Origin of the sequence: Streptomyces sp. NPDC046915, from assembly GCF_040644935.1 — a bacterium.
In the GTDB taxonomy this organism is placed as follows: Bacteria; Actinomycetota; Actinomycetes; order Streptomycetales; family Streptomycetaceae; genus Streptomyces.
Genome location: NZ_JBEYXB010000014.1, coordinates 52,056 through 76,725, shown reverse-complemented (window position 1 = coordinate 76,725; position 24,670 = coordinate 52,056). Strand labels below are relative to the sequence as shown.

Below are 24,670 nucleotides of genomic sequence, written 5' to 3'. Positions count from 1 at the left end.
GGGAGGCCGGGGATGACGGGGCCGGGACGCAGGAGCAGTACCTTCACTCGGCTGCTGCGGCACGGTTTCACTGATCCGTCGGCCGCCGAGCGGCTGCTGGACAGCGCCGAGCTGGTGCCCGTACGGGACGACCCGGTCCTGCTGGAGGCGCTGGGCGCGACCGCCGACCCCGATCTCGCGCTGCTGGGGCTCGTACGGCTGCTCGAGGCGCAGCCGGGGGCCACCGCCCGCCGGGAGCTGCTGGACACGGTGATAGCCGCCAAGCCGCTGCGCGACCGTCTGCTGGGCGTGCTCGGCGCGTCCGCCGCCCTGGCCGACCACCTGGCCCGGCACCCGCGGGACTGGGAGGCGCTGGTCACCTACGAGCCCCGGGACCTGCACCCCGGGGTGGAGGAGTTCGAACGGGGGCTGGCGGAGGCCAGTGATCTCGTCTCGCTGCGCGTCGCCTACCGGCGCTGTCTGCTCTCCATCGCCGCCCGTGACGTGTGCGGCACGACGGGCATCGCCGAGACCGCCGCCGAACTCGCCGACCTCGCCACCGCCACCCTGCGTGCCGCCCTCGCCCTGGCGGAGGCCGCCGCGCCCGACGACGCCGCCGCGTGCCGGCTCGCGGTGATCGCGATGGGCAAGTGCGGCGGGCACGAGCTGAACTACGTCTCCGATGTCGATGTGATCTTCGTGGGTGAGGCCGCCGACGGGGCCGACGAGAGCAAGGCCCTGAAGTCCGCGACCCGGCTCGCCTCGCACATGATGCGGATCTGCTCCGAGACGACCGTCGAGGGGTCGATCTGGCCCGTCGACGCCAATCTCCGGCCCGAGGGCAGAAACGGCCCGCTGGTGCGGACGCTGAGCAGCCATCTCGCCTACTACCAGCGCTGGGCCAAGACCTGGGAGTTCCAGGCCCTGCTCAAGGCCCGCCCGGTGGCCGGGGACCTGGAGCTGGGCAAGGAGTACGTCGCCGCCGTCGGGCCGCTGGTCTGGAAGGCCGCCGAGCGCGAGAACTTCGTCGCCGACGTGCAGAAGATGCGCCGCCGGGTGGTGGAGAACATCCCCGCCGCCGAGGTCGAGCGCGAACTGAAACTGGGTCCCGGCGGCCTGCGGGACGTCGAGTTCGCCGTGCAGCTGCTGCAACTCGTGCACGGCCGCGCCGACCCGTCGCTGCGCAGCGGCACCACGCTCGACGCCCTCCAGGCGCTCGCCGCCGGCGGCTACGTCGGCCGCGCGGACGCCGTGCAGCTCGACGAGGCCTACCGCTTCCTGCGCTCCATGGAGCACCGGATTCAGCTGTACCGGCTGCGCCGCACCCACCTCGTACCCGAGGACGAGGCCGACGTGCGCCGCCTGGGCCGCTCCCTCGGGCTGCGCGCCGACCCGGTGGCCGAGCTGACCCGGGAGTGGAAGCGGCACGCCGCCGTCGTGCGCCGTCTGCACGAGAAGATCTTCTACCGGCCCCTGCTCGACGCCGTCGCCCAGCTCGCCCCGGGCGAGGCCCGGCTCAGCCCGGAGGCGGCCCGCGAACGCCTGGTCGCCCTCGGCTACGCCGACCCGGCCGCCGCCCTGCGCCACCTGGAGGCCCTCGCCTCCGGCGTCAGCCGCAAGGCCGCCATCCAGCGCACCCTGCTGCCCGTACTGCTCGGCTGGTTCGCCGACTCCGCCGACCCCGACGCGGGCCTGCTCAACTTCCGCAAGGTCTCCGACGCGCTCGGCAAGACCCCCTGGTACCTGCGGCTGCTCAGGGACGAGGGCGCGGCGGCGGAGAACGTCGCCCGCGTGCTGTCGGCCGGGCGCCTCGCCCCCGACCTGCTGATGCGCGCCCCCGAGGCCGTCGCCCTGCTCGGTGACGGCGACGGCGGCGGCCTGGAGCCGCGCGGGCGCGCCCACCTGGAGCAGGAGATCCTCGCCGCCGTCGGCCGCGCAGAGAACGCCGCCCAGGGCGTCACCGCGGCCCGTGGCGTCCGCCGCCGCGAGCTGTTCCGCACGGCCGCCGCGGACATCGTCGACTCCTACGGGACCGAGGCGAACCCGGCCGAGGCCGACCAGGGCGCCCTGGTGGACCGGGTCGGCGGCGCCGTCTCCGACCTGACCGCGGCCACCCTCGCCGGCACGCTGCGCGCGGTGGTCCGGGCCGGCTGGGGCGACACCCTGCCCACCCGCTTCACGATCATCGGCATGGGCCGTTTCGGCGGCCACGAACTGGGCTACGGCTCCGACGCCGACGTGCTCTTCGTGCACGAGCCGCAGGACGGCGTGGAGGAACGGGAGGCCGCCGACGCCGCGAACAAGGTCGTCGCCGAGATGCGCCGCCTGCTCCAGCTGCCCAGCGCCGACCCGCCCCTGCTCATCGACGCCGACCTGCGCCCGGAGGGCAAGTCCGGCCCGCTGGTGCGCACCCTGAAGTCGTACGAGGCCTACTACCGCCGCTGGTCCCTGACCTGGGAGTCGCACGCCCTGCTGCGGGCCGAGCCGGTCGCCGGGGACGAGGACCTGGCCCGCCGCTTCATCGAGCTGATCGACCCGCTGCGCTACCCGGATGGCGGCCTCGGCGACGAGGCGGTGCGCGAGATCCGCCGCCTGAAGGCCCGCATGGAGTCCGAGCGCCTCCCGCGCGGCGCCGACCCCAAGCTGCACACCAAGCTCGGCCCCGGCGGCCTGTCCGACGTCGAGTGGACCGTGCAGCTGCTCCAGCTGCGGCACGGCCGGCGCGAGCCCGGTCTGCGCACCACCCGCACCCGCGAGGCCCTCGCCGCCGCCCGCGACGCCGGTCTCATCTCCGCCGAGGACGCCGCGATCCTCGACGAGGCCTGGGTGCTCGCGACCCGCGTCCGCAACGCCGTCATGCTGGTCCGCGGCCGGGCCGGCGACACCTTCCCCTCCGACGCCCGCGAACTCGCCGCCGTCGGCCGCTACCTCGGCTACGGCCCAGGTCACGCCGGCGACATGCTCGACGCCTACCGCCGCACGACCCGCAGGGCGCGGGGAGTGGTCGAGGAGCTGTTCTACCAGGACTGAAAGCCACCATCGCCGGACGGGCGCCAGGCCGACCGGCCCTCACGCCCGGTCCGCGCGGCGTCTACGCCTCGCTCGGCAGCAGCGCCGTGCCCTTCGCCGGGACCAGGCGGGGGAGGGCGTACGGCAGGGCTCCGTACCACAGCCGCGCCAGCGTGAAGCCGAAGGCCAGGCACAGGACGCCGCCGACCGCGTCGAGCCAGAAGTGGTTGGCGGTGGCCACGATCACCACCAGTGTCGACGCCGGGTACAGCAGCCCCACCACCCGCACCCACGGCACACTCGCCAGCGCGAAGATCGTCAGCCCGCACCACAGGGACCAGCCGATGTGCATCGACGGCATCGCCGCGTACTGGTTCGACATGTGCTTCAGGTCGCCGGAGGCCATCGACCCCCAGGTCTGGTGGACGGTCACCGTGTCCACGAAGTGCCCGCCGCGCATCAGCCGGGGCGGGGCCAGCGGGAACAGGTAGTAGCCGAGCAGGGCCACGCCGGTCGTCGCGAACAGCACCATCCGGGTCGCCGCGTACCGGCCCGGATGGCTGCGGTACAGCCACACCAGCACACCCAGCGTCACCACGAAGTGCAGGGTCGCGTAGTAGTAGTTCATCCCCACGATCAGCCATGTCACCGCGTTCACGGTGTGGTTGACCGACTCCTCGACGGCGACCCCGAGGTGGTGCTCGGCCCGCCAGACCCAGTCGGCGTTGCGCAGGGCGTCACCGCGCTGCTCGGGGACCGCGTTGCGGATGAGCGAGTACGTCCAGTAACTCACCGCGATCAGCAGGATCTCGAACCACAGACGGGGGCGGCGCGGAGTGCGCAGCCGGCGCAGCGCACCGGAGCCCCCTTCATCCGTGACAGGGTGCGGAACGGCCGTCTGCTCGCGACCTTCCGGCTCTGTCACGGTCGAGTCACCCATAGCAACGAAGTCTGCCAGAAAAGCCCTCAAGCCCCGATCATCCCTTGGTCGGGTTCGGGCCGCACGTTCTACTCCCTGGGTACGATCCCGGTACGTTTCCGGTCCCCAGGGGCCGAAGCGGTCGAACCGCGCACCACCAGCTCCGGCATGAACACGAACTCGCTGTGCGGTGCGGGCGTCCCGCCGATCTCCTCCAGCAGCGTGCGCACCGCCGCCTGGCCCATCGCCGGGACCGGCTTGCGGATGGTGGTCAGCGGCGGGTCGGTGAACGCGATCAGCGGGGAGTCGTCGAAGCCCACCACCGAGACGTCCCGGGGGACCTCCAGACCGAGCTGCCGGGCCGCCCGTATCGCACCCAGGGCCATCATGTCGCTGGCGCAGACCACGGCCGTGCAGTTCCGCCCGATCAGCGCGGCGGCGGCCGCCTGGCCGCCCTCCAGGGTGTAGAGGGAGTGCTGCACGAGCTCCGACTCGACGGCCGCCGCGCTCAGACCCAGCTGGTCCTGCACGGCGCGCACGAAGCCCTCGATCTTGCGCTGCACCGGGACGAACCGTTTCGGGCCGAGCGCCAGCCCGATCCGGGTGTGCCCCAGCGAGACCAGGTGCGTCACCGCCAGGGTCATCGCCGCCCGGTCGTCGGGGGAGATGAACGGCGCCTGCACCTTCGGCGAGAAACCGTCGACCAGCACGTACGGCACGCCCTGCGCCCGCAGCCGCTCGTAGCGCTCCATGTCGGCGGTGGTGTCCGCGTGCAGCCCGGAGACGTAGATGATCCCGGCGACCCCCCGGTCGACCAGCATCTCGGTCAGCTCGTCCTCCGTCGACCCGCCCGGGGTCTGCGTGGCCAGCACCGGCGTGTAGCCCTGCCGCGTCAGCGCCTGGCCGATGACCTGCGCGAGGGCGGGGAATATCGGGTTCTCCAGCTCCGGGGTGATCAGGCCCACCAGGCCCTCGCTGCGCTGCCGCAGCCGTACCGGACGCTCGTAGCCGAGCACGTCCAGCGCGGCGAGCACGGACTGGCGGGTGGTGGCGGCGACGCCAGGCTTGCCGTTGAGGACGCGGCTGACGGTCGCTTCGCTCACCCCCGCCTGCGCAGCGATGTCCGCAAGCCGTGTGGTCACAGGGGTGGACTGTACCGGCCGGGAATCGCCTTGCCCACCGATCGGACGCCGTGCGCGGGCGGTAGAACGGCCCGCCGCCGGTTGCTGCGTCATCGCGCTCCCTCGTCCTTCTGGTCGGCCTCGAATAGCAAGAGCTTGCAGAGTCTTGCACAAGTGTCCCTCTGCCCGCTGATCGGCCCCGCAACCCGGTTGCGGGCCGGTCGAGGACTGGTCACGACACGGTAACCCACCTGTTCCCTTGCACTTTTTTTCTGCAAGGTCTTTCGCAACGCTTACAACGCTGTTACGTTCCCACTCGCCCGGCGGACGCAACGGCGCGGTCGGCAAGACAGCACCGGCAAGACAGCGGAGGCGGCGGACGGGACCGCCCTCTGCCTTCCACGGGCTTAACCCTCAAGGAGAACTCATGCGGCGTGGCATAGCGGCCTCCGCGCTGGTGGCGTCCCTCGCCCTCACGGCGACGGCGTGCGGCGGGAGCGACAGCGACAGCGGAAAGTCGGACGGCCCGGTGACCATCACCTGGTGGGACACCTCCAACGCCACCAATGAGGCACCGACGTACCAGGCCCTGATCAAGCAGTTCGAGGCCGCCAACAAGAACATCAAGGTCAAGTACGTCAACGTCCAGTTCGACCAGGCGCAGAACAAGTTCGACACCGCCGCCGGCTCCAAGGGCGCCCCGGACGTGCTGCGCTCCGAGGTCGGCTGGACCCCCGCCTTCGCCAAGAAGAGCTACTTCCTGCCGCTCGACGGCACCGAGGCGCTCGCGGACAAGGACAAGTTCCAGTCCAACCTGATCACCCAGGCCCAGTACGACGGCAAGACCTACGGCGTGCCGCTGGTCACCGACACCCTGGCGCTCGTCTACAACAAGGCCCTGTTCAAGAAGGCCGGCATCACCGAGGCCCCCAAGACCTGGGACGAGCTGAAGGCCGACGCGTCCAAGATCGACGCCAAGGAGAAGGTCTACGGCTACTGGGGCTCCACCCAGGCCTACTACGCCCAGACCTTCCTCTACGGCGAGGGCACCGACACCGTCGACGCCTCCGCCAAGAAGATCACCGTCGACTCCGCCGCCGCGAAGAAGGCCTACGGCACCTGGCTGAGCACGTTCAAGGGACAGGGCCTGCACAAGGCCGACACCACCGCCGACGCCTACGCCCACATCCAGGACGCGTTCGTCAGCGGCAAGGTCGCCGCGATCATCCAGGGCCCCTGGGAGATCACGAACTTCTACAAGGGCTCGGCCTTCAAGGACAAGTCCAACCTCGGCATCGCCACCGTCCCGGCCGGCTCCACCGGCAAGGCGGGCGCCCCGACCGGCGGCCACAACCTCTCGGTCTACGCCGGCTCGGACAAGGCCCACCAGGCGGCGGCGCTGAAGTTCGTCAACTTCATGACCTCGGCGAAGTCCCAGGAGACCATCGCCCTGAAGAACTCCACGCTGCCCACCCGCGACGACGCCTACACCGCCCAGGTCAAGGCCGACCCCGGTATCGCCGGCTACCAGGGCGTCCTGGCCGCCGCCCAGCCGCGCCCGGCGCTGCCCGAGTACAGCTCCCTGTGGGGTCCGCTGGACATCGAGTTGCCCAAGGTCGCCGGCGGCAAGGAATCGCTGGACAAGGGCCTGAGCAACGCCGAGGTCGCCATCAGCAAGCTGGTGCCCGACTTCAGCAAGTGAGCCCGCGTGGCCGCCGGGTCCTCCCTGAGGGGGGAAGGATCCGGCGGCCACCGGCCTGTGCCCAGGCCCGCCCCTCCGATCTGACTTGATCTCCTTGAAGGTGTCGAACCATGACAGTCGCCATCGACCGCGCGACCGGCGAGCGCCGCGGTGACCGCGCGCCGCGGCCCGGCCTGGGCCGGCGCATCAAGAACGGATTCCAGAAACACTGGTACGCCTATGCGATGATCACGCCGGTCGTCGTGGTGCTCGGCGTGATCGTGGGCTATCCGCTGCTGCGCGGCTTCTACCTCACCCTGACCGACGCCAACAGCCTCAACTCGGCGCGCACCATCGGCGTCAACCACATCGACGCCACGTACAAGTTCATCGGGATCGACAACTACAAGGACATCCTGTTCGGCCCGTTGTCGTACGACCGGTTCTGGTCGCACTTCCTGTGGACCGTCGTCTGGACGGCCGCCTGTGTGGCCCTGCACTACACCATCGGCCTGGGCCTCGCGCTCATGCTCAACGAGAAGCTGCGCGGCCGTGTCGTCTACCGGCTGCTGCTGGTCCTGCCCTGGGCCGTGCCGACCTTCGTCACCGTCTTCTCCTGGCGGATCATGCTCTCCGACTCCGGAGTGCTCAACCAGGTCCTCCATTCGCTCCACCTGCCCGAGCCGCAGTGGCTGGAGGACACCTTCTGGCAGCGGTTCGCCGCGATCATGGTCAACACCTGGTGCGGTGTGCCGTTCATGATGCTCTCGCTGCTCGGCGGCCTCCAGTCCATCGACTCCACGCTCTACGAGGCCGCCGAGATGGACGGGGCGAGCGCCTGGCAGCGGTTCCGGTACGTCACGCTGCCGGGTCTGAGGTCCGTCAGCTCCACCGTCGTACTCCTCGGCATCATCTGGACCTTCAACCAGTTCGCCATCATCTTCCTGCTGTTCGGCCCCACCGGCGCGCCCGACGCCCAGATCCTCGTGACCTGGGCCTACTACCTGGGCTTCGGACAGCAGCCGCGCGACTTCGCCCAGTCCGCCGCGTACGGCGTGCTGCTGCTGTCGGTCCTCACCGTCTTCACCTCCTTCTACTTCCGCTGGCTGAAGCGCAATGACCAGCTCGCCGTCTGACGCCGCAGGAGCCGCCGCCATGAGCACCACGACCCTGGAGAAGACCGAGGCCGGGCCCGCCCCGACCGCGCAGTCCCCGCGCCGCACCCGCCGGCGGGGCGAACGCGGCCCGCTCGGCGCCGCCCTCCTGCACGCCGGCCTCGCCCTCGCGAGCCTCATCGCGCTCGCGCCGGTGGCCTGGCTGATCTTCCTGTCCCTCGGCCCGGACAAGGACGACTACCTGCACCCGAGCAAGATCCTGGGCCACCTGACCTTCTCCAACTACAGCTTCGTGCTCCAGCACACCGCCTTCTTCGACTGGTTCAAGTCGACGATGATCGTGGCGCTCGGCACCACCCTGATCGGCGTCTTCGTCGCCGCCACCACCGGCTACGCCGTCTCGCGCATGCGCTTCCCCGGCTACAAGTCGCTGATGTGGGTGCTGCTGCTCACCCAGGCCTTCCCGATCGCCATCCTGATCGTGCCGATGTACGAGATCTTCAGCGAGCTCGGTCTCATCGACACCTACTGGGCCCTGATCGTCATCAACTGCACCACCGCCGTGCCGTACAGCGCCTGGCTGCTCAAGGGGTACTTCGACACCATCCCCTTCGAGATCGACGAGGCGGGCCGGGTGGACGGCCTCACCCCCTTCGGCACGTTCGCCCGGCTGATCCTGCCGCTGGCCCGCCCGGGACTGGCCGTCGCGGCCTTCTACAACTTCATCACGGCCGTCGGCGAGGTGGCGTTCGCGACCACCTTCATGCTGGACGACTCCAAGTACACCTTCGCCGTCGGCCTCCAGAGCTTCGTCAGCGAGCACGACGCACAGTGGAACTACATGGCCGCCACCGCGGTGTTGATCGCGATACCCGTGTCCGTGTTCTTCTACCTTGTCCAGAAAAACCTGGTGACCGGCCTCACCGCCGGCGGCACCAAGGGCTGAATCCCGCCGCACAAGGGCTCCCGCGCGCCTGTCCGCGCGGGTGGCGGCCGCGGTGCCCATCCGACCCCGCCGGCACCGCGGCCGCCTCATCAGCGCACCCCAGAAACCCCATGACCCTGTTACGCACAAGGACGCACAAGGACGCCATGAGCCAGCACTCCGCCGACCCGGCACCGAGCCCCGTTTCCGAGTCAGCTGTCGCCACCGTCGCCCCGCGCCGCGACTGGTGGCGGGACGCGGTGATCTACCAGGTCTATCCGCGCAGCTTCGCCGACAGCAACGGCGACGGCATGGGCGACCTGGAGGGCGTGCGCTCCAGACTCGCCCATCTGCGCGACCTGGGCGTGGACGCCGTCTGGCTCAGCCCGTTCTACGCCTCGCCGCAGGCCGACGCCGGCTACGACGTGGCCGACTACCGCGCCGTCGACCCGATGTTCGGCAACCTGCTGGACGCCGACGCCCTGATCCGCGACGCCCACGGGCACGGCCTCAGGGTCATCGTCGACCTCGTGCCCAACCACTCCTCCGACCAGCACGAGTGGTTCAAGCGGGCGCTCGCCGAGGGTCCCGGCTCGCCGCTGCGGGAGCGTTACCACTTCCGCCCCGGCAAGGGGGAGAACGGCGAGCTGCCCCCCAACGACTGGGAGTCGATCTTCGGCGGCCCCGCCTGGACGCGGGTGACCGAACCGGACGGCTCGCCCGGGGAGTGGTACCTGCACCTCTTCGCCCCCGAGCAGCCCGACTTCGACTGGGAACACCCGGCGGTGGGGGACGAGTTCCGCTCGATCCTCCGCTTCTGGCTGGACATGGGCGTCGACGGCTTCCGCATCGACGTGGCGCACGGCCTGGTCAAGGCCGACGGCCTGCCCGACCTCGGCTCCCACGACCAGCTGAAACTGCTGGGCAACGATGTCATGCCGTTCTTCGACCAGGACGGCGTGCACGAGATCTACCGGCAGTGGCGGCTGATCCTCGACGAGTACTCGAATAAAAAGGGGCCCGAAGGGCCTTCGTCAGAAGGGCGGTGGTGGGAGACGGGTGGGCGGATCTTCGTCGCCGAGGCCTGGACCCCGACCGTCGAGCGCACCGCGAACTACGTCCGGCCCGACGAACTCCACCAGGCCTTCAACTTCCAGTACCTCTCCACCGAGTGGGACGCGAGGGAGCTGCGTACGGTCATCGACCGCACCCTGGAGGCGATGCGCCCGGTCGGCGCCCCCGCCACCTGGGTCCTCTCCAACCACGACGTCACCCGGCACGCCACCCGCTTCGCCAACCCGCCCGGACTCGGCACCCAGATCCGCACGGCCGGCGACCGCGCGCTGGGCCTGCGCAGGGCGCGCGCGGCCACCCTGCTGATGCTCGCCCTGCCCGGCTCGGCGTACATCTACCAGGGCGAGGAGCTCGGTCTGCCCGATGTCGTCGACCTGCCCGACGAGGTGCGCCAGGACCCGGCGTACTTCCGGGGCGCCGGCCAGGACGGCTTCCGCGACGGCTGCCGGGTGCCGATCCCGTGGACCCGCACGGGATCCTCGTACGGCTTCGGCAGCGGCGGCAGCTGGCTTCCCCAGCCGTCGAGCTGGGGGGAGCTGAGCGTCGAGGCGCAGACCGGTGCGCCGGGCTCGACGCTGGAGCTGTACCGCGCCGCGCTCGCCACCCGCCGGGACCACCCCGCGCTCGGCGCGGGCGAAGCGGTGGAGTGGCTGCGCGCCCCCGAGGGCGTCCTCGCCTTCCGGCGCGGGGAGTTCGTGTGCGTCGCGAACACCACGGGGGAGGCGGTGACGACCCCGGCGTACGGCAGGGTGCTGCTCACCAGCGGTGAGGTGACCGAGGCCGGCGGCGAGGCGAAGGTGCCGGCCGACACCACCGTCTGGTGGACGACGGCGGACTGAGGGCCCGTCTGAAAGTTCTTGCATCAACTTCACAACGGCCCGCTGTCTTTCAGACAGCGGGCCTTTAACATCTGCGTCACCGCAAGTTTGCTGAAACATTGCAGCAAGCGCCTTCAACGACGAAGGACCCCCACATGGCACGCAGAACCCTCCCCGCGGGGCTCGCCCTCGCAGCCGCCGTTACGGTTGGCATGTACCCGACTACCGCGCAGGCCTCCCCGCCCGGCACCAAGGACGTCACCGCCGTCCTCTTCGAGTGGAAGTACGCCTCGGTCGCCAAGGAGTGCACCGGCACCCTCGGCCCCGCCGGCTACGGCTACGTCCAGGTCTCCCCGCCCGCCGAGCACATACAGGGCTCGCAGTGGTGGACGTCGTACCAGCCGGTGTCGTACAAGATCGCGGGCCGCCTCGGCGACCGCACCGCCTTCAAGAGCATGGTCGACACCTGCCACGCGGCCGGTGTGAAGGTCGTGGTCGACACGGTGATCAACCACATGTCGGCGGGCTCGGGCACCGGCACGGGCGGCTCCTCGTACACGAAGTACGACTACCCGGGCCTGTATTCGAGCTACGACTTCGACGACTGCACCTCCCAGGTGACCGACTACGCCGACCGCTGGAACGTCCAGCACTGCGAACTCGTCGGCCTGGCCGACCTGGACACGGGCGAGGAGTACGTCCGCAAGACGATCGCCGGCTATATGAACGACCTGCTCACGCTGGGCGTGGACGGCTTCCGCATCGACGCGGCCAAGCACATCCCGGCGGAGGACCTGGCCAACATCAAGTCCCGTCTGACGAATCCTTCCGCCTACTGGAAGCAGGAGGTCATCTACGGCGCGAACGAGGCCGTCCAGCCCACCGAGTACACCGGGAACGGCGACGTCCAGGAGTTCCGCTACGCCTACGACCTCAAGCGCGTCTTCAACAACGAGAAGCTCGCCTACCTGAAGAACTACGGCGAGGGCTGGGGCTACATGAGCAGCTCGGGCGCCGGTGTCTTCGTCGACAACCACGACACCGAGCGCAACGGCTCCACCCTGGACTACAAGGACGGCGCCAACTACACCCTCGCCAACGTCTTCATGCTGGCCTACCCCTACGGCGCCCCGGACATCAACTCCGGCTACGAGTGGACGGACGCCGACGCGGGCCCACCCAACGGCGGCACGGTGAACGCCTGCTGGCAGGACGGCTGGAAGTGCCAGCACGCCTGGCCGGAGATCAAGTCCATGGTGGCCTTCCGCAACACCACCCGCGGCCAGTCGATGACCGACTGGTGGGACGACGGCAACAACGCGATCGCCTTCGGGCGCGGCAGCAAGGGCTATGTGGCCATCAACCACGAGTCCGGCTCGCTGACCCGCACGTACCAGACCTCGCTGTCCGCCGGGACGTACTGCAACGTGCAGAACAACACGACGGTGACGGTGAACTCCAGTGGGCAGTTCACCGCCACCCTGGGCGCCAACACGGCGCTGGCGATCTATTCGGAGAAGTCGGGCTGCTGAGCCCGCTGCCCTACTTCCAGGTGTCGCTCGTCGTGTAGCCGGACGAACTGCCCGTCGTGTACGAGCGGTTCGTCCCGGACTCCCAGGTCACGTTCCCGGAGCCGTCCTTCTTGACGTACTTGTAGGTGAAGGCCGTGCTCTTGGGGACGATGACCGGCTTGCTCCAGGTCGGGTAGGACGCCGAGGAGAGCGGGATGGCGTCGGCCGTGTTCCAGGAGCCGAGGGAGGGGACGGAGCCCACGACGTAGACGTTGGTGCCCCAGTCGGTCGTGGCGGTCTCGTTGAAGGTGACGTCGGTGGCGTCGGCGCCGGCCACGTTCCAGGAGTTGTTCAGCGAGAGCGCCGACGTGGCCGCGGTGGCCGTGCGGTTGGCGTTCGACTCCCAGGTCACATTGCCTGAACCGTCCTTCTTGATGTACTTGAACTCGAACGAGGTGTTGACCGGCACGCTCACCTCCCCCGACCAGATCGGGTAGCCGGACGAGGACAGCTTGACGGCCTTGGACGTGTCCCAGGAGCCCAGCGCCGCGATCGACCCGACGACGTAGACGTTCGTGCCGGAGGCCGTCGGCGCGTACTCGTCGAACGTCGCGTTCACCGTGTCGCCGGAGCCGCCGCCCGGGTCACCGCAGCCCACCGTGCAGGTGTAGGAGGAGTTGTAGAAGGCGACCGCGTCCTTCGCGGGGACGGTGACCGACGCGCTGCCGCCGGAGACGGTCACCGTCGTCCTCCCGCCGTCGATCACGTTCTTGTACGTGCCGTCGGCCATCCCCGTGCTGAACGTGTAGGTCGCGCCGCTCGTGCCGTTGTTCAGGGCGAAGAACCCGGCACCGCCGCGGCCGAAGCCGATCACGGAGGACGACTTGGTCTGCCAGTTCGAGACCGCGGCCGTGTCGGCGGCGTTGTGCCAGGCCACCATGCCGACGACCGCCGTGTCGCGGTCGAGGCAGTACCAGGAGCCACCGGAGCAGTCCGTGTTCGTCACGAAGCCCGAGGAGTTCGGCGGCGCCTGGTCGCTCTGGGTCCACTCCCAGCTGGCGTACACCGTCGGGGTCGCCCACTTGTAGGCCAGCTCGAAGAGGTTGGCGAGCCTGTAGGTGTCGCCGTCCTTGTAGCTCATGTGCAGGCCGTTGCGCTCGGTGTCGTGGTTGGTCACGAAGGACACCGAGTTGGCGGCGGGCAGGATCCCGGAGGAGGACAGCGACTCCAGGTCGCTCACGTTGCCCTGGAACGCCGACTTCAGCCTGCTGGCGTAGGTGAAGTCCAGGACGTCACCCGAGGCGTAGTAGTCCGAGGGCTGCGGGGTCGAGCCCGGGTAGATCTCCTGGAAGACGTACGGGGCCGAGCCGGACGTGGTGCTCGTCAGCTTGGACTCGATCGCCGCCAGGTCGGCCTCGGGGATGTGCTTGGCCGCGTCCACGCGGAAGCCGTCGACGCCCAGGGCCAGCTGGGAGTTCAGGAAGCCCGCGATGCCGGTGCGGACGGTGTCCGTACCCGTCTTGAGGTCGGGCAGGCCCAGCAGCTCGCAGTTCTGCACCTGGGTGAGGTTCGAGTAGTCCTGGATCGTCAGGTCGGAGGTCGGGCAGTCCGACGAGTCGTGGTAGTTCGCCCGGTCCCACTCCGGGGTGTCGTACTTGCTGGTGATCGTGGTGCCGTTGTAGCCGGTGCCGGTCTGCGCGGCCGTGTGGTTGATCACCGCGTCCGTGTAGACCTTCACGCCGGCCTTGTGGCAGGCGGTCACCATCGAGGCGAACTTCGCCGCCGTACCGAAGCGGCTGTCGAGGTTGTACGAGTACGGCTGGTAGACGTCCCACCAGTAGTAGCTGGACTGCTTCAGGGACTCGGCCGGCGGGGCCACCTGCACCGCGCCGTAGCCCGCCGGGCCCAGCACGTCGGTGCACTCCGAGGCGATCGAGTCCCAGTTCCACTCCCACAGGTTGGCGATGACGTCGCCTTTGGCGGTGGTGTCCGCCTGTGCGGGTGTCGCCGGCAGCGCTACGGCTCCGGCCAGCGCGAGGGCGCCCGCGACCGCGGCGGTCGCGGTGCGGCGCACGACACCCGGGGGTCGGTGTCTGCTCATGTGCGGCTCCGAAAGAAGTGACGGGGTCAACAACCCGTGAGCGTGAGGGAGTTGAGAAGGGCACGTCAAGATTGACGCTGAAACTTCTTGCTATGAATTTCAAGGGTCTTGCTGTAAACCTTTCGTCAGCGGTACGGTCGCGCGGGGTCGGACCCAAGAGAGCCGCTATCGCTAGGAGTTCATACCGGTGATACATGTCAGACGGGTCGCGGCCGTCGCCGTCGCCGCCCTCGCCGTCGCGCTGGTGCAGCCTCTCGCCGCACATGCCGACACCCCGCCCGCACCGCCCTCCGACGCGAAGCTGGCCGCCGAGCCCGCCCGGCACGACGACACCCGGGAGCAGTTCTACTTCGTCATGCCGGACCGTTTCGCCAATGGCGACACCGGCAACGACAAGGGCGGGCTGACCGGCTCCCGCCTCTCCACCGGTTACGACCCCACCGACAAGGGCTTCTACCAGGGCGGCGACCTCAAGGGCCTCACCAAGCGGCTCGACTACATCAAGGGACTCGGCACCACCTCCATCTGGATGGCGCCGATCTTCAAGAACCGCCCCGTGCAGGGCACCGGCAGCAACGCCTCCGCCGGGTACCACGGGTACTGGATCACCGACTTCACCCAGGTCGACCCGCACTTCGGCACCAACAAGGACCTCCAGACCCTCATCTCCAAGGCGCAGGCCAAGGGCATGAAGGTCTTCTTCGACGTCATCACCAACCACACCGCCGACGTCGTGAACTACGAGGAGCAGTCCTCCGGCTACCTGTCCAAGGGCGCCTTCCCCTACCTGACCAAGGACGGCAGGCCCTTCGACGACGCCGACTACGCCGACGGGACCAAGAGGTTCCCGGCCGTCTCCGGCGCCTCCTTCCCGTACACCCCGCGGGTCACCAGCCAGGCCAAGGTCCCGTCCTGGCTCAACGACCCGACGATGTACCACAACCGGGGCGACTCGACCTATGCCGGCGAGTCCACCACCTACGGCGACTTCTCCGGCCTCGACGACCTGTGGACCGAGCGTCCCGAGGTCGTCCACGGCATGGAGAAGATCTACCAGCGGTGGGTGCGGGACTTCGGTGTCGACGGCTTCCGGATCGACACCGTCAAGCACGTGAACATGGAGTTCTGGACCCGGTGGGCGACGGCGCTCGACAAGTACGCCGCCGCGCACGGCCGGAAGAACTTCTTCATGTTCGGTGAGGTCTACTCCGCCGACACCTCGATCACGTCCCCGTACGTCACCCAGGGCCGCCTCGACGCCACGCTCGACTTCCCCTTCCAGGACGCGGCCCGCTCCTACGCCTCCCAGGGCGGCAGCGCGCGGAAGCTGGCGTCGGTCTTCGGCGACGACTACAAGTACACGACGGACAAGGCCAACGCCTACGAGCAGGTCACCTTCCTCGGCAACCACGACATGGGCCGGATCGGCTACTTCCTCAAGCAGGACAACCCCAAGGCGTCCGACGCCGAACTGCTCGCCAAGGACAGGCTCGCCAACGAGGTCATGTTCCTCAGCCGCGGCAACCCGGTCGTCTACTACGGCGACGAGCAGGGCTTCACCGGCTCCGGCGGCGACAAGGACGCCCGCCAGACCATGTTCGCCTCCAAGGTCGCCGACTACCTCGACGACGACGAGATCGGCACCTCCCGCACCCACGCGAGCGACTCCTACGACACGAGCGCACCGCTGTACAAGGACATCGCCGCCCTCTCCAGGCTCCGCGAGGCCAACCCGGCCCTGACGGACGGAGTGCAGACCGAGCGGTACGCGGCCGACGGCGCCGGGATCTACGCGTTCACCCGTACGGACTCGAGGACGGGCCAGGAGTACGTCGTCGCCTTCAACAACGCGGACGAGGCGAAGACGGCCACCTTCGCGACCGGCTCGGCGGGCATGCCGTACCGGGGCATCCACGGCGCCGACGGCACCCTGAAGACCGACGGAGACCGCGAGCTCACCGTCACCGTCCCGGCCGGCGCGGCCGTCGTCTACAAGGCGACCGGCCGCCTCGCCAAGCCCGCCACCAAGCCCACGATCACCCTCAGGGCCCCGGACACCGGTGCCACGGGGACCGTCGAACTCTCCGCCGGCGTCACCGGAGGACAGCTCGACCGCGTCGTCTTCGCCGCCCAGACCGGAAACGGCACATGGCGCACCCTCGGCTCCGCCGACCACGCCCCGTACAAGGTCACCCAGACCATCGGCAAGGACGTACCCGCCGGGACCGCCCTGCGCTACAAGGCGGTCGTCGTCGACTCCGCCGGGCACACCGCGAGCGCCACCGCCGGCAGCACCACCGGCACCCCGCCCCCGGCCGAGGTCCCCACGGCCTCCTCCCGGGACTACGCGATCGTCCACTACAAGCGCACCGACGGCGACTACGACAACTGGGGCCTGTACGCCTGGGGCGACATCGCCGACGGCGAGTCCACCACCTGGCCCGCCGGCCACCCCTTCACCGGCCGGGACGCCTACGGAGCCTTCGCCTACGTCAAGCTCAAGCCCGGCGCCTCGAACGTCGGCTTCCTGGTCGTCGACAAGGACGGCAACAAGGACGTCTCCGCCGACCGGTCCGTCGACGTCACCAAGACGGGTGAGGTGTGGGTCGAGCAGGGGAAGACGGACGTACTGACCCAGAGGCCCGACCAACCCGCCCAGGACAAGACCAAGGCCGTCATCCACTACCACCGGGCCGACGGGAACTACGACGGCTGGGGCCTGCACGTCTGGACGGGTGCCGCGAACCCCACCGACTGGTCGAACCCCCTGAAGCCGGTGAAGACTGATGCCTATGGCGCGGTCTTCGAGGTACCGCTCACCGACGGTGCCACCAGTCTCAGCTACATCATCCACAAGGGCGACGACAAGGATCTCCCCACCGACCAGTCCCTGGACCTCAAGAACAACGGCTACGAGGTGTGGCTGTTGAACGGCCAGGAGAAATACCTGCTGCCGCAGCCCGCGGGCAGTGCCGCCGCCCTCGACCTGACCACCTCCAAGGCGATCTGGATCGACCGGAACACGCTCGCCTGGAACGGCGTCGACGGCGCCGTCTCCACCCAGCTGCTGTACTCCCAGGACGGCTCGATCGCCGTCAAGAACGGGGCGCTGACCAGCGACGACGAACGCTGGCTGCGGCTGTCGAAGACCACGCTCACCGACGCCCAGAAGGCGAAGTTCCCGCACCTGAGGAACTACACCGCCTTCTCCGTCGACCCGCGCGACCGGGACCGGGTGCGGCAGGCGCTGAGCGGCCAGCTCGTCGCCTCGCAGCGCGCGGCGAACGGCGCGGTGCTCACCGCGACCGGTGTGCAGATCGCGGGCGTGCTCGACGACCTGTACCCGGGCGCGACCAAGACCAGGCTCGGGCCCACCTTCCACGACGGCAAGCCGACCCTCTCCGTCTGGGCGCCGACCGCCCGGTCCGTCCGCCTCGACCTCGACGGCCGTGCCGTCCCGATGCACCGGGACGCGGCCACCGGCGTCTGGTCCGTCACCGGCCCGGCGTCCTGGAAGGGCAAGCCCTACCGGTACGTCGTGAAGGTCTGGGCGCCCAGCGTCCGGAAGATGGTCACCAACGAGGTCACCGACCCGTACTCGGTCGCCCTCACCGCGAACTCCGAGCGCAGCCTCGTCGTCGACCTGAACGACAAGTCCCTCGCCCCGAGCGGCTGGTCGGGCCTGCGCAAGCCCAAGGCCGTACCGCTGAAGGACGCGCAGATCCAGGAGCTGCACATCCGGGACTTCTCCGTAGCCGACAAGACGGTCCCGGCGAAGGACCAGGGCACCTACCTCGCCTTCACCGACAAGGGCAGCGACGGCTCGAAGCACCTGCGTGAGCTGGCGAAGTCGGGCACGTCGTACGTGCACCTGCTGCCCGCCTTCGACATCGCCGGCATCCCCGAGAAGAGGGCCGACCAGGCGACCCCCGACTGCGACCTGGCCTCCTTCGCGGCCGACTCCGACAAGCAGCAGGAGTGCGTCGCGAAGACCGCCGCGAAGGACGCCTACAACTGGGGCTACGACCCGTTCCACTACACGGTCCCCGAGGGCTCGTACGCCACCGACCCGGACGGCACCGCGCGTACCGTCCAGTTCCGCAAGATGGTCGGGGCGCTCAACGGCGACGGCCTCCGGGTCGTCATGGACGTCGTCTACAACCACACGGCGGCCAGCGGCCAGGCGGACACCAGCGTCCTCGACAAGATCGTGCCCGGCTACTACCAGCGGCTGCTCGCCGACGGAAGCGTGGCCAACAGCACCTGCTGCGCCAACACCGCGCCCGAGAACGCGATGATGGGCAAGCTGGTCGTCGACTCGATCGTCACCTGGGCCAGGGAGTACAAGGTCGACGGGTTCCGCTTCGACCTGATGGGCCACCACCCGAAGGCCAACATCCTCGCCGTCCGCAAGGCCCTCGACGCACTGACCGTCGCGAAGGACGGCGTCGACGGCAAGAAGATCATCCTGTACGGCGAGGGCTGGAACTTCGGCGAGGTCGCCGACGACGCCCGGTTCGTGCAGGCCACCCAGAAGAACATGGCCGGCACCGGCATCGCGACCTTCTCCGACCGCGCCCGGGACGCGGTGCGCGGCGGCAGCCCCTTCGACTCCGACCCCGGCGTCCAGGGCTTCGCGTCCGGGCTGTACACCGACCCCAACTCCTCGACGGCGAACGGGACGAAGGAGGAGCAGAAGGCCCGGCTCCTGCACTACCAGGACCTGATCAAGGTGGGCCTGAGCGGCAACCTCGCCAAGTACCGCTTCACCGACACCGGCGGTAAGGAGGTCACCGGAGCGGAGATCGACTACAACGGCTCACCCGCCGGATACGCGCAGGCGCCGGGCGACGCCCTCGCCTACGTCGACGCGCACGACAACGAGTCCCTGTTCGACGCCCTCGCCTACAAGCTGCCCAAGGACACCTCCGCGTCCGACCGGGCCCGCATGCAGGTCCTCGCGATGGCCACCGCGACCCTCTCGCAGGGCCCGGCGCTCTCCCAGGCCGGCACCGACCTGCTGCGCTCGAAGTCGCTGGACCGCAACTCCTTCGACAGCGGCGACTGGTTCAACGCCATCCACTGGAACTGCGCGGACGGCAACGGCTTCGGCCGGGGCCTGCCGACGGCCGCCGACAACCAGTCCAAGTGGGCTTACGCCAAGCCCTTGTTGAGCACGGTCGGCGTCGGGTGCCCGCAGATCGAGGGCGCCTCGGCCGCCTACCGGGACCTGCTGCGGATCCGTACGACGGAGCAGGCCTTCTCCCTCGGCACGGCCGACCGGGTGCAGTCGCGGCTGTCCTTCCCGCTGTCCGGGAAGGACGAGACACCCGGCGTGATCACCATGCGCCTCGGTGACCTCGTCGTGGTGTTCAACGCGACGCCCCAGAAGCAGGAGCAGCGGATCGCCGCGCTCGCCGGGGAGCACTACCGGCTGCACCCGGTGCAGGCGTCGGGTGCGGACCCTATCGTCAAGTCCTCCGCGTTCGCGGCGGAATCGGGCACGTTCGCCGTTCCGGGTCGTACCGTGGCGGTGTTCACCCGGGGCTGACGCGCGGGCACTAGCGTGGGTGGGGCGGCTTCCGTTCGGGGGCCGCCCCACCTTTCCGTACCGAGGGCCTGGGGAGATGGAAGACAGCGGCCGGCACCCCGAGACCACGATCCTGGTCGTCGACGACGCGGCGGCCAGCCGGTACGCCATGGGCGCGGTGCTGCGCCGGGCCGGGCACCGGGTCGTGCCGGTGGCCAGCGCGGGCGAGGCCCTGGTGGAACTCGACGCACGGCTGCGCGCGGGCACCCTGCCCGACGTGGCCCTGGTGGACGTCGGGCTGCCCGACATGACCGGCTTCGAACTGTGCCGCCGGGTCAAGGCGCGGCCGCCGATGGCCGCGCTGCCCGTGGTGCACTTCTCCGCCGCCGCACTGGCCCCGGGGGACCGGTGCCGCGGGCTGAACGCGGGCGGGGACGCGTATCTGACGATGCCCGCCGAACCGGAGGAGATCCGGGCCGTCGTCCGGGCCGCGGTGCGCGGGGCACGCCGGCACACCGGCGCCGAGTCGCTGGTGCGCCGGATGACGCTGCTGTCCGAGGCCACCGTCGCCGTGCAGGCGGCGCGCTGCGCGCGGGAACTGGCCGACGCGGCGGCCGAGGGCACCGCCCGGCTGACCGGTGCCCCGGCCGTGGCCTTCGTGATCGGTGCCGACGGCGAGCTGTACCGGGGGACGTCCCGTGACCGCAGTGTCCTCGCCCTGCCCGACGCCACCGCGCACGCGGCCGTGGCCCGGCTGATCACCAGGCTCGCCGAGGGGCTGACCGGGACGCACTCCACCGTCGTGCCCGCGCCGCTGTGGCCGGCCGGGTTCTTCCGGCCCGGCGCCGAGGACGACGCCCGGCTCGTGGTGGCCCGGCCCGGGTCGAACCGGACGCCGGTCTGCCTCGCCACACCGGTGTCCCGCGCGCCCGGCACCGACCCGGCGGACGAGGCGCTGCTCGCCCGGCTCGCGCAGAACACCGCCCTGGCCGCCGAGCCGCTGCTGATGTACCAGGTGGAGCGCCATGTCGCCCTCACCCTCCAGCGCAGCTTCCTGCCCCGGCCGGAGAAGCTGCGGCTGCCGGGCCTGGAGATCGTCGTCCGCTATGTGCCCGCGTCCCGGCAGACCGAGATAGGCGGGGACTTCTACGCGGCCCTGCGCACCGACGACGGGATGCTCACCGCGGTCGGGGACGTCGCCGGGCACTCGCTGGAGGCGGCCACCGTCATGGTGGAGATCCGGCACGCGCTGCGCGCCTACTGCGTCGAGGACAGCGATCCGCGGGTGCTGGCCGCGCGGCTCGACCGGATGCTCCAGCACCACCACCCGGACGTCACGGCCACCGCGTGCCTGGTCCTGGCCGACCCCGCGAGCGGGCGCGTCCGGATCGCCAACGCGGGCCACATCCCGCCGCTCCTCGTCCGGGCCGGGGGCGGCGCCGGGTACGTGGCGGCGGACGGGCCGCTGCTCGGCCTCGGCCTGGACCGGCCGCCGCCCACCGAACTGGTGCTGCGGCCCGCCGACCGGCTGCTGATGGTCACCGACGGCCTGATCGAGACCCGCGGCACGGACCTCGCGGTCTCCCTGGCCCACCTCCGCACGGCCGCCGCCGGCGCCCCGCCCGGCGTGGCCCCGCTGTGCGACACCCTGCTCGACTGCTTCGCCCACGACCGGGAGGACGACATCGCGATGCTGGCCCTACGGCTCGCGGATCACGACGACTAGGGTGACACCGTTGCCCTAGAACAGGAGTGCGTGCCCATGCCGCAGATCACCGTCGACTACTCCGCCGGGATGGCCCCGGCCTTCGACCGGGCCGGTTTCGCCCACGCCCTGCACACCGCGACGGTCGAGATCGCGGCCGCGAAGCCGGAGGCGTGCAAGACCCAGTTCCGGCCGAGTGCGTTCACGGCGTTCGGCTACGAGGACCCCGAGGACCAGCACCACGTCATCGTGCACGTGACGATCGGCCTGCTCGTCGGCCGCACCGAGGAGACCAAGGCGAAACTGACCGAGGCCGTCATCGAACTGCTCCGCGAGCACGTGGCGGACGAGGGCTTCGTCCTGCACGCCTCCGCCGAGGTGCGCGACCTCGACGCGTCGTACCGGAAGTTCGAGCGCTGACGGTTCAGGAGGCCAGCGAGATCAGCCGGTTGAGCAGGTCACCGAAGGGACCGCCGGCCGGCTCCTCCTTCAGCATGCCGCGCAGGACGGCGGACATCTCCTCGTCGTAGGCGGCGCTCACGGCGGCCAGGGCGGCGAAGTCGTGGACGAGCTGGACCTCCAGCTCGGCGCGCGGGATGCGGCGGCCGTCCAGCCAGAGCAGGGCGGTCGACTCGGCGAGCGAGATCCAGGAGCGGATGACCAGTTCCAGTCGCGCGGGCGGATCGATGACGCCCAGATGCGAAAGGATCTGGTCATACGCGGCCTGTCGTACGGAGTCGATGAGCGCGTTGGTGGCGGAGGAGCCGACGGCCGGCCCGCCGCGCATCAACGCCGAGAAACCGGGCCCGTGCTCGTCGACGAAGTCGAAGTAGCGGCGCATCACCCGCAGCAGCCGGGCGCCCGGCGGGCCCTCGTGCGGCTCCGCGAACCGGCCCGCCAGATCCTCCGCGGCCCGCTTCAACGCGGCTTCGTACAGGCTGAGTTTGCCGGGGAAGTAGTGGTAGACCAGCGGGCGCGAGATGCCCGCCGCCGAGGCTATCTCGTCGATGGACACATCATCCGGCGAGCGGCGGCTGAACAGCTCGAGGGCGACGCCGATCAGCTGCTGCCGCCGCTCCTCGACGCCCATTCTGCGGCGAACCCCGGTAGTCATACGAACACCTTACCGATCGGATTCAGCCGTCGACGTTCACATGTCGAGCGCCAGACGATCACTCCCGGCGGCGAGAGGTCCTAGTGCAGGCCGCTGATCGGGGTGCCGTCGTCCAGGGTGCCCTTCAGGTCCGCGCGGGCGCCCTCCTTGGCCTTCGCGGCGAGCAGGTTGCCCTTGGCCGAGGCGGTGACCTCGCCGGTCGTGCGGATCGACGCGGTGCCCCAGCTGCCCGCGGCCAGCAGGTACCAGTTCCCCGCGCCGGCCTTCCACAACACCCCGGCCAGCACGTGCGGATCACGCGGACCGCACGCCGTCCCGTCCCTGCCCTTGGCCACGATCACCCCGTGCCGCGAGCCCGCCGTCTGGAACTGGGCCAGGGCCGCCGTCCCGTCGCCGCGCCAGGTCTCGGACCGGGTGCACACCCAGGCGGCCTCCCCGTTCCCGTCGGGCAGCTGCTGGTCGGCGAACGACCAGGCGTTGACGCTGCGCACGCCCGCGGCGCGGTCCTGGGCCAGCGAGCAGGCGAACGGCGCCCAGGTGCGCAGGGCCTGGGCCCCGGGCCCGTCGCCCGTCTTGCCGGGCCGCCCGGAGGTGAGCCGGGCCGGAACCAACTCGCCGAGGTCGGTGGCCAGATGGGTGCCGGAGGTGTCGGTCAGCTGGAGCACGTTCCAGGAGGTGCACCTGCCCGGCCGCAGGACGGGGCTGGCCAGTGGCGCGGTGACCCCGTCGGCCAGGTTCAGGTCCATGGCTCCGGCGGCGGGCTTCATCAGGTCCCGCTCGGCCGCCTTCTCCACCCAGGGGGCGGTCAGGAACCGGACGTTCCCGTCGGACCGGCCCAGCACGAGCGCGCCGGCGTCGGCCTTCCTGGCCCCGTCGACGCGGGCGAAGTCGAGCGCTGCGCCCTGCGTGCCGTCCTTCGGCTCGGCGTAGCGGGCGATGCGCAGACCGTCGTAGAGGATCACCACGCGCGCGTTGTCGACCAGCCCCGCGTACAGCAGTTGGGGCGGTCCGGCCGGGCCGCCGGTCTGGGTGCCGGGGGTCGCCGAGACCTGGACGGTGTCCCCGGGGCGGGCCCAGACGGAGAGGGCACGGCGCAGCAGGGCGCTGTCACGGGTGAGGGCGCCGCGCGTGGGCCAGACGGAGAAGTCGGTGCGGGCGGCGGTCTTCCAGGTGCTGGGGGCGATCCGGACCAGCCGTCCCGGGTCGAGGGCTGCCTCGGCCGCCGGGTTCCGCGCGTACGGTGGGGCGGCGGGGCCGTCGGCGCCCCAGCCGCCGCCCGGGAGGGCGATCAGCGCGCCGCACACCGCGAGCGCGGCCGCCGCGGCGAGCGCCGCCTTGGTGTGCTGTCTGCGCCGCATCAGATCGGTGGGCCGGGCCTGGAGCGAGCAGGGGTCGAACTCGGCGGAGTCGAGCAGCGTGTACTGGGCCGGGATGCCGTCGGCCTCCTTCAGGGCGGTGCCCGGGTCCGGGACGCCGGCCGCCGTCAGCAGGGTCTGCACATCGGCGTCGGGGAGCTTCTCCAGCCCGCGCAGCACGTACGCGGCACGGCCCGGCCCGGACAGGGGGGCCAGCCGCTGGTCGAGCGCGAGCTCGTCGGCGCCGCCCGAGCGTGGGAAGAGGCGCAGTCCCCACACCTGGGGCAGCAGCGGCGGGAGCTGGGAGCGGGTGGGCCATGCCCTCCACTTGAGCGGCAGCCCCGCCTCCAGGGCCGTACGCACCACCTGGAGGCGGACGAAGGCGTATCCGGGGTCGCCGTCGCGGCCGGTCGACTGGGCCGGGATCACGGACGACGACTTGCGGCCCCGGGGCAGGGCGCGCTGGGTGAGCGCGTGCGCGGTCAGGACGCGCCTGCCCCGGCCGAGGCCCGGCGGCAGCACCAGATAGGCGAGCCGGACGAGCCGCGGATAGTGCTCGACGAGGGCGGCCTCGGCCTGCTCGACACCTACGGCCGAGGAGGGGACGGGGGCTTGACGGTTGGCTACATCCTGTGACTGCACGTTCGGGAAAACGAGCGAGTCGTTCGACGGTCACCCGCCGTCCGGGTGATCGGGTTCTCCGGATCGGGTGA

Annotated in this window: 14 protein-coding genes; 9 read left to right on the top strand and 5 right to left on the bottom strand. The window is 70.5% G+C overall.

Going from position 1 to position 24,670, the window contains the following annotated elements; genetic code table 11:
• Nucleotides 1-12: 12 nt before the first annotated feature.
• On the top strand, nt 13-3,009 hold the full coding sequence (locus tag ABZ915_RS31615) for a bifunctional [glutamine synthetase] adenylyltransferase/[glutamine synthetase]-adenylyl-L-tyrosine phosphorylase (protein ID WP_361810315.1): 2,997 nt from the start codon (nt 13-15) through the stop codon (nt 3,007-3,009).
• Nucleotides 3,010-3,070: 61 nt separating this feature from the next.
• Here the strand turns inward: ABZ915_RS31615 and ABZ915_RS31610 are convergent, their stop codons facing one another.
• Together ABZ915_RS31610 and ABZ915_RS31605 are read right to left on the bottom strand one after the other, a co-directional pair.
• Nucleotides 3,071-3,928, bottom strand: coding sequence for a phosphatase PAP2 family protein (locus ABZ915_RS31610; RefSeq protein ID WP_361810313.1), 858 nt, complete (start codon nt 3,926-3,928; stop codon nt 3,071-3,073).
• Nucleotides 3,929-3,996: 68 nt separating this feature from the next.
• A complete protein-coding gene (locus tag ABZ915_RS31605) occupies nt 3,997-5,049 on the bottom strand; it encodes a LacI family DNA-binding transcriptional regulator (protein WP_361810311.1) in 1,053 nt (350 codons plus the stop codon).
• A 406-nt stretch (nt 5,050-5,455) separates the two neighbouring features.
• Here ABZ915_RS31605 and ABZ915_RS31600 point away from each other — a divergent pair, with 406 nt between their 5' ends.
• The 5 genes from ABZ915_RS31600 (at nt 5,456) to ABZ915_RS31580 (ending at nt 12,173) form a co-directional block, all read left to right on the top strand.
• Nucleotides 5,456-6,730: an extracellular solute-binding protein gene (locus tag ABZ915_RS31600; RefSeq protein WP_361810309.1), complete on the top strand. Its 1,275-nt coding sequence runs from the start codon at nt 5,456-5,458 to the stop codon at nt 6,728-6,730.
• A 110-nt stretch (nt 6,731-6,840) separates the two neighbouring features.
• Nucleotides 6,841-7,845 (top strand): sugar ABC transporter permease, encoded by a 1,005-nt coding sequence (locus tag ABZ915_RS31595; RefSeq protein WP_361810307.1) that lies wholly within the window; start codon nt 6,841-6,843, stop codon nt 7,843-7,845.
• Between the two features lie 19 nt (nt 7,846-7,864).
• Nucleotides 7,865-8,770 (top strand): ABC transporter permease subunit, encoded by a 906-nt coding sequence (locus tag ABZ915_RS31590; RefSeq protein WP_361810305.1) that lies wholly within the window; start codon nt 7,865-7,867, stop codon nt 8,768-8,770.
• Between the two features lie 146 nt (nt 8,771-8,916).
• Nucleotides 8,917-10,662, top strand: a complete 1,746-nt coding sequence (locus ABZ915_RS31585) for a glycoside hydrolase family 13 protein (RefSeq protein ID WP_361810303.1) — start codon at nt 8,917-8,919, stop codon at nt 10,660-10,662.
• Between the two features lie 134 nt (nt 10,663-10,796).
• Nucleotides 10,797-12,173 carry an alpha-amylase family protein gene (locus tag ABZ915_RS31580; protein ID WP_361810301.1) on the top strand — a complete coding sequence of 459 codons (1,377 nt, stop codon included), beginning with the start codon at nt 10,797-10,799 and terminating at the stop codon, nt 12,171-12,173.
• Nucleotides 12,174-12,183: 10 nt separating this feature from the next.
• Here ABZ915_RS31580 and ABZ915_RS31575 read toward each other — a convergent pair whose 3' ends face one another.
• Complete coding sequence (locus ABZ915_RS31575) at nt 12,184-14,253, bottom strand: carbohydrate-binding module family 20 domain-containing protein (RefSeq protein WP_361810299.1); 2,070 nt, start codon at nt 14,251-14,253, stop codon at nt 12,184-12,186.
• Nucleotides 14,254-14,440: 187 nt separating this feature from the next.
• On the opposite strand from ABZ915_RS31575, the gene pulA reads away from it, so the two are divergent.
• The 3 genes from pulA (at nt 14,441) to ABZ915_RS31560 (ending at nt 21,908) form a co-directional block, all read left to right on the top strand.
• The gene (gene pulA, locus ABZ915_RS31570) at nt 14,441-19,804 is read left to right on the top strand and encodes a pullulanase-type alpha-1,6-glucosidase (RefSeq protein WP_361810297.1); all 5,364 of its coding nucleotides are present in this window, start codon (nt 14,441-14,443) and stop codon (nt 19,802-19,804) included.
• A gap of 76 nt (nt 19,805-19,880) precedes the next feature.
• Nucleotides 19,881-21,509, top strand: coding sequence for a fused response regulator/phosphatase (locus ABZ915_RS31565; protein ID WP_361810295.1), 1,629 nt, complete (start codon nt 19,881-19,883; stop codon nt 21,507-21,509).
• 36 nt (nt 21,510-21,545) lie between these two features.
• Nucleotides 21,546-21,908: an isomerase gene (locus ABZ915_RS31560; RefSeq protein ID WP_361810293.1), complete on the top strand. Its 363-nt coding sequence runs from the start codon at nt 21,546-21,548 to the stop codon at nt 21,906-21,908.
• Nucleotides 21,909-21,912: 4 nt separating this feature from the next.
• On the opposite strand, the gene ABZ915_RS31555 is transcribed toward ABZ915_RS31560, so the two are convergent.
• Nucleotides 21,913-22,602, bottom strand: a complete 690-nt coding sequence (locus ABZ915_RS31555) for a TetR/AcrR family transcriptional regulator (protein WP_361810291.1) — start codon at nt 22,600-22,602, stop codon at nt 21,913-21,915.
• Between the two features lie 80 nt (nt 22,603-22,682).
• Nucleotides 22,683-24,599, bottom strand: coding sequence for a hypothetical protein (locus tag ABZ915_RS31550; RefSeq protein ID WP_361810289.1), 1,917 nt, complete (start codon nt 24,597-24,599; stop codon nt 22,683-22,685).
• Nucleotides 24,600-24,670 lie beyond the last annotated feature (71 nt).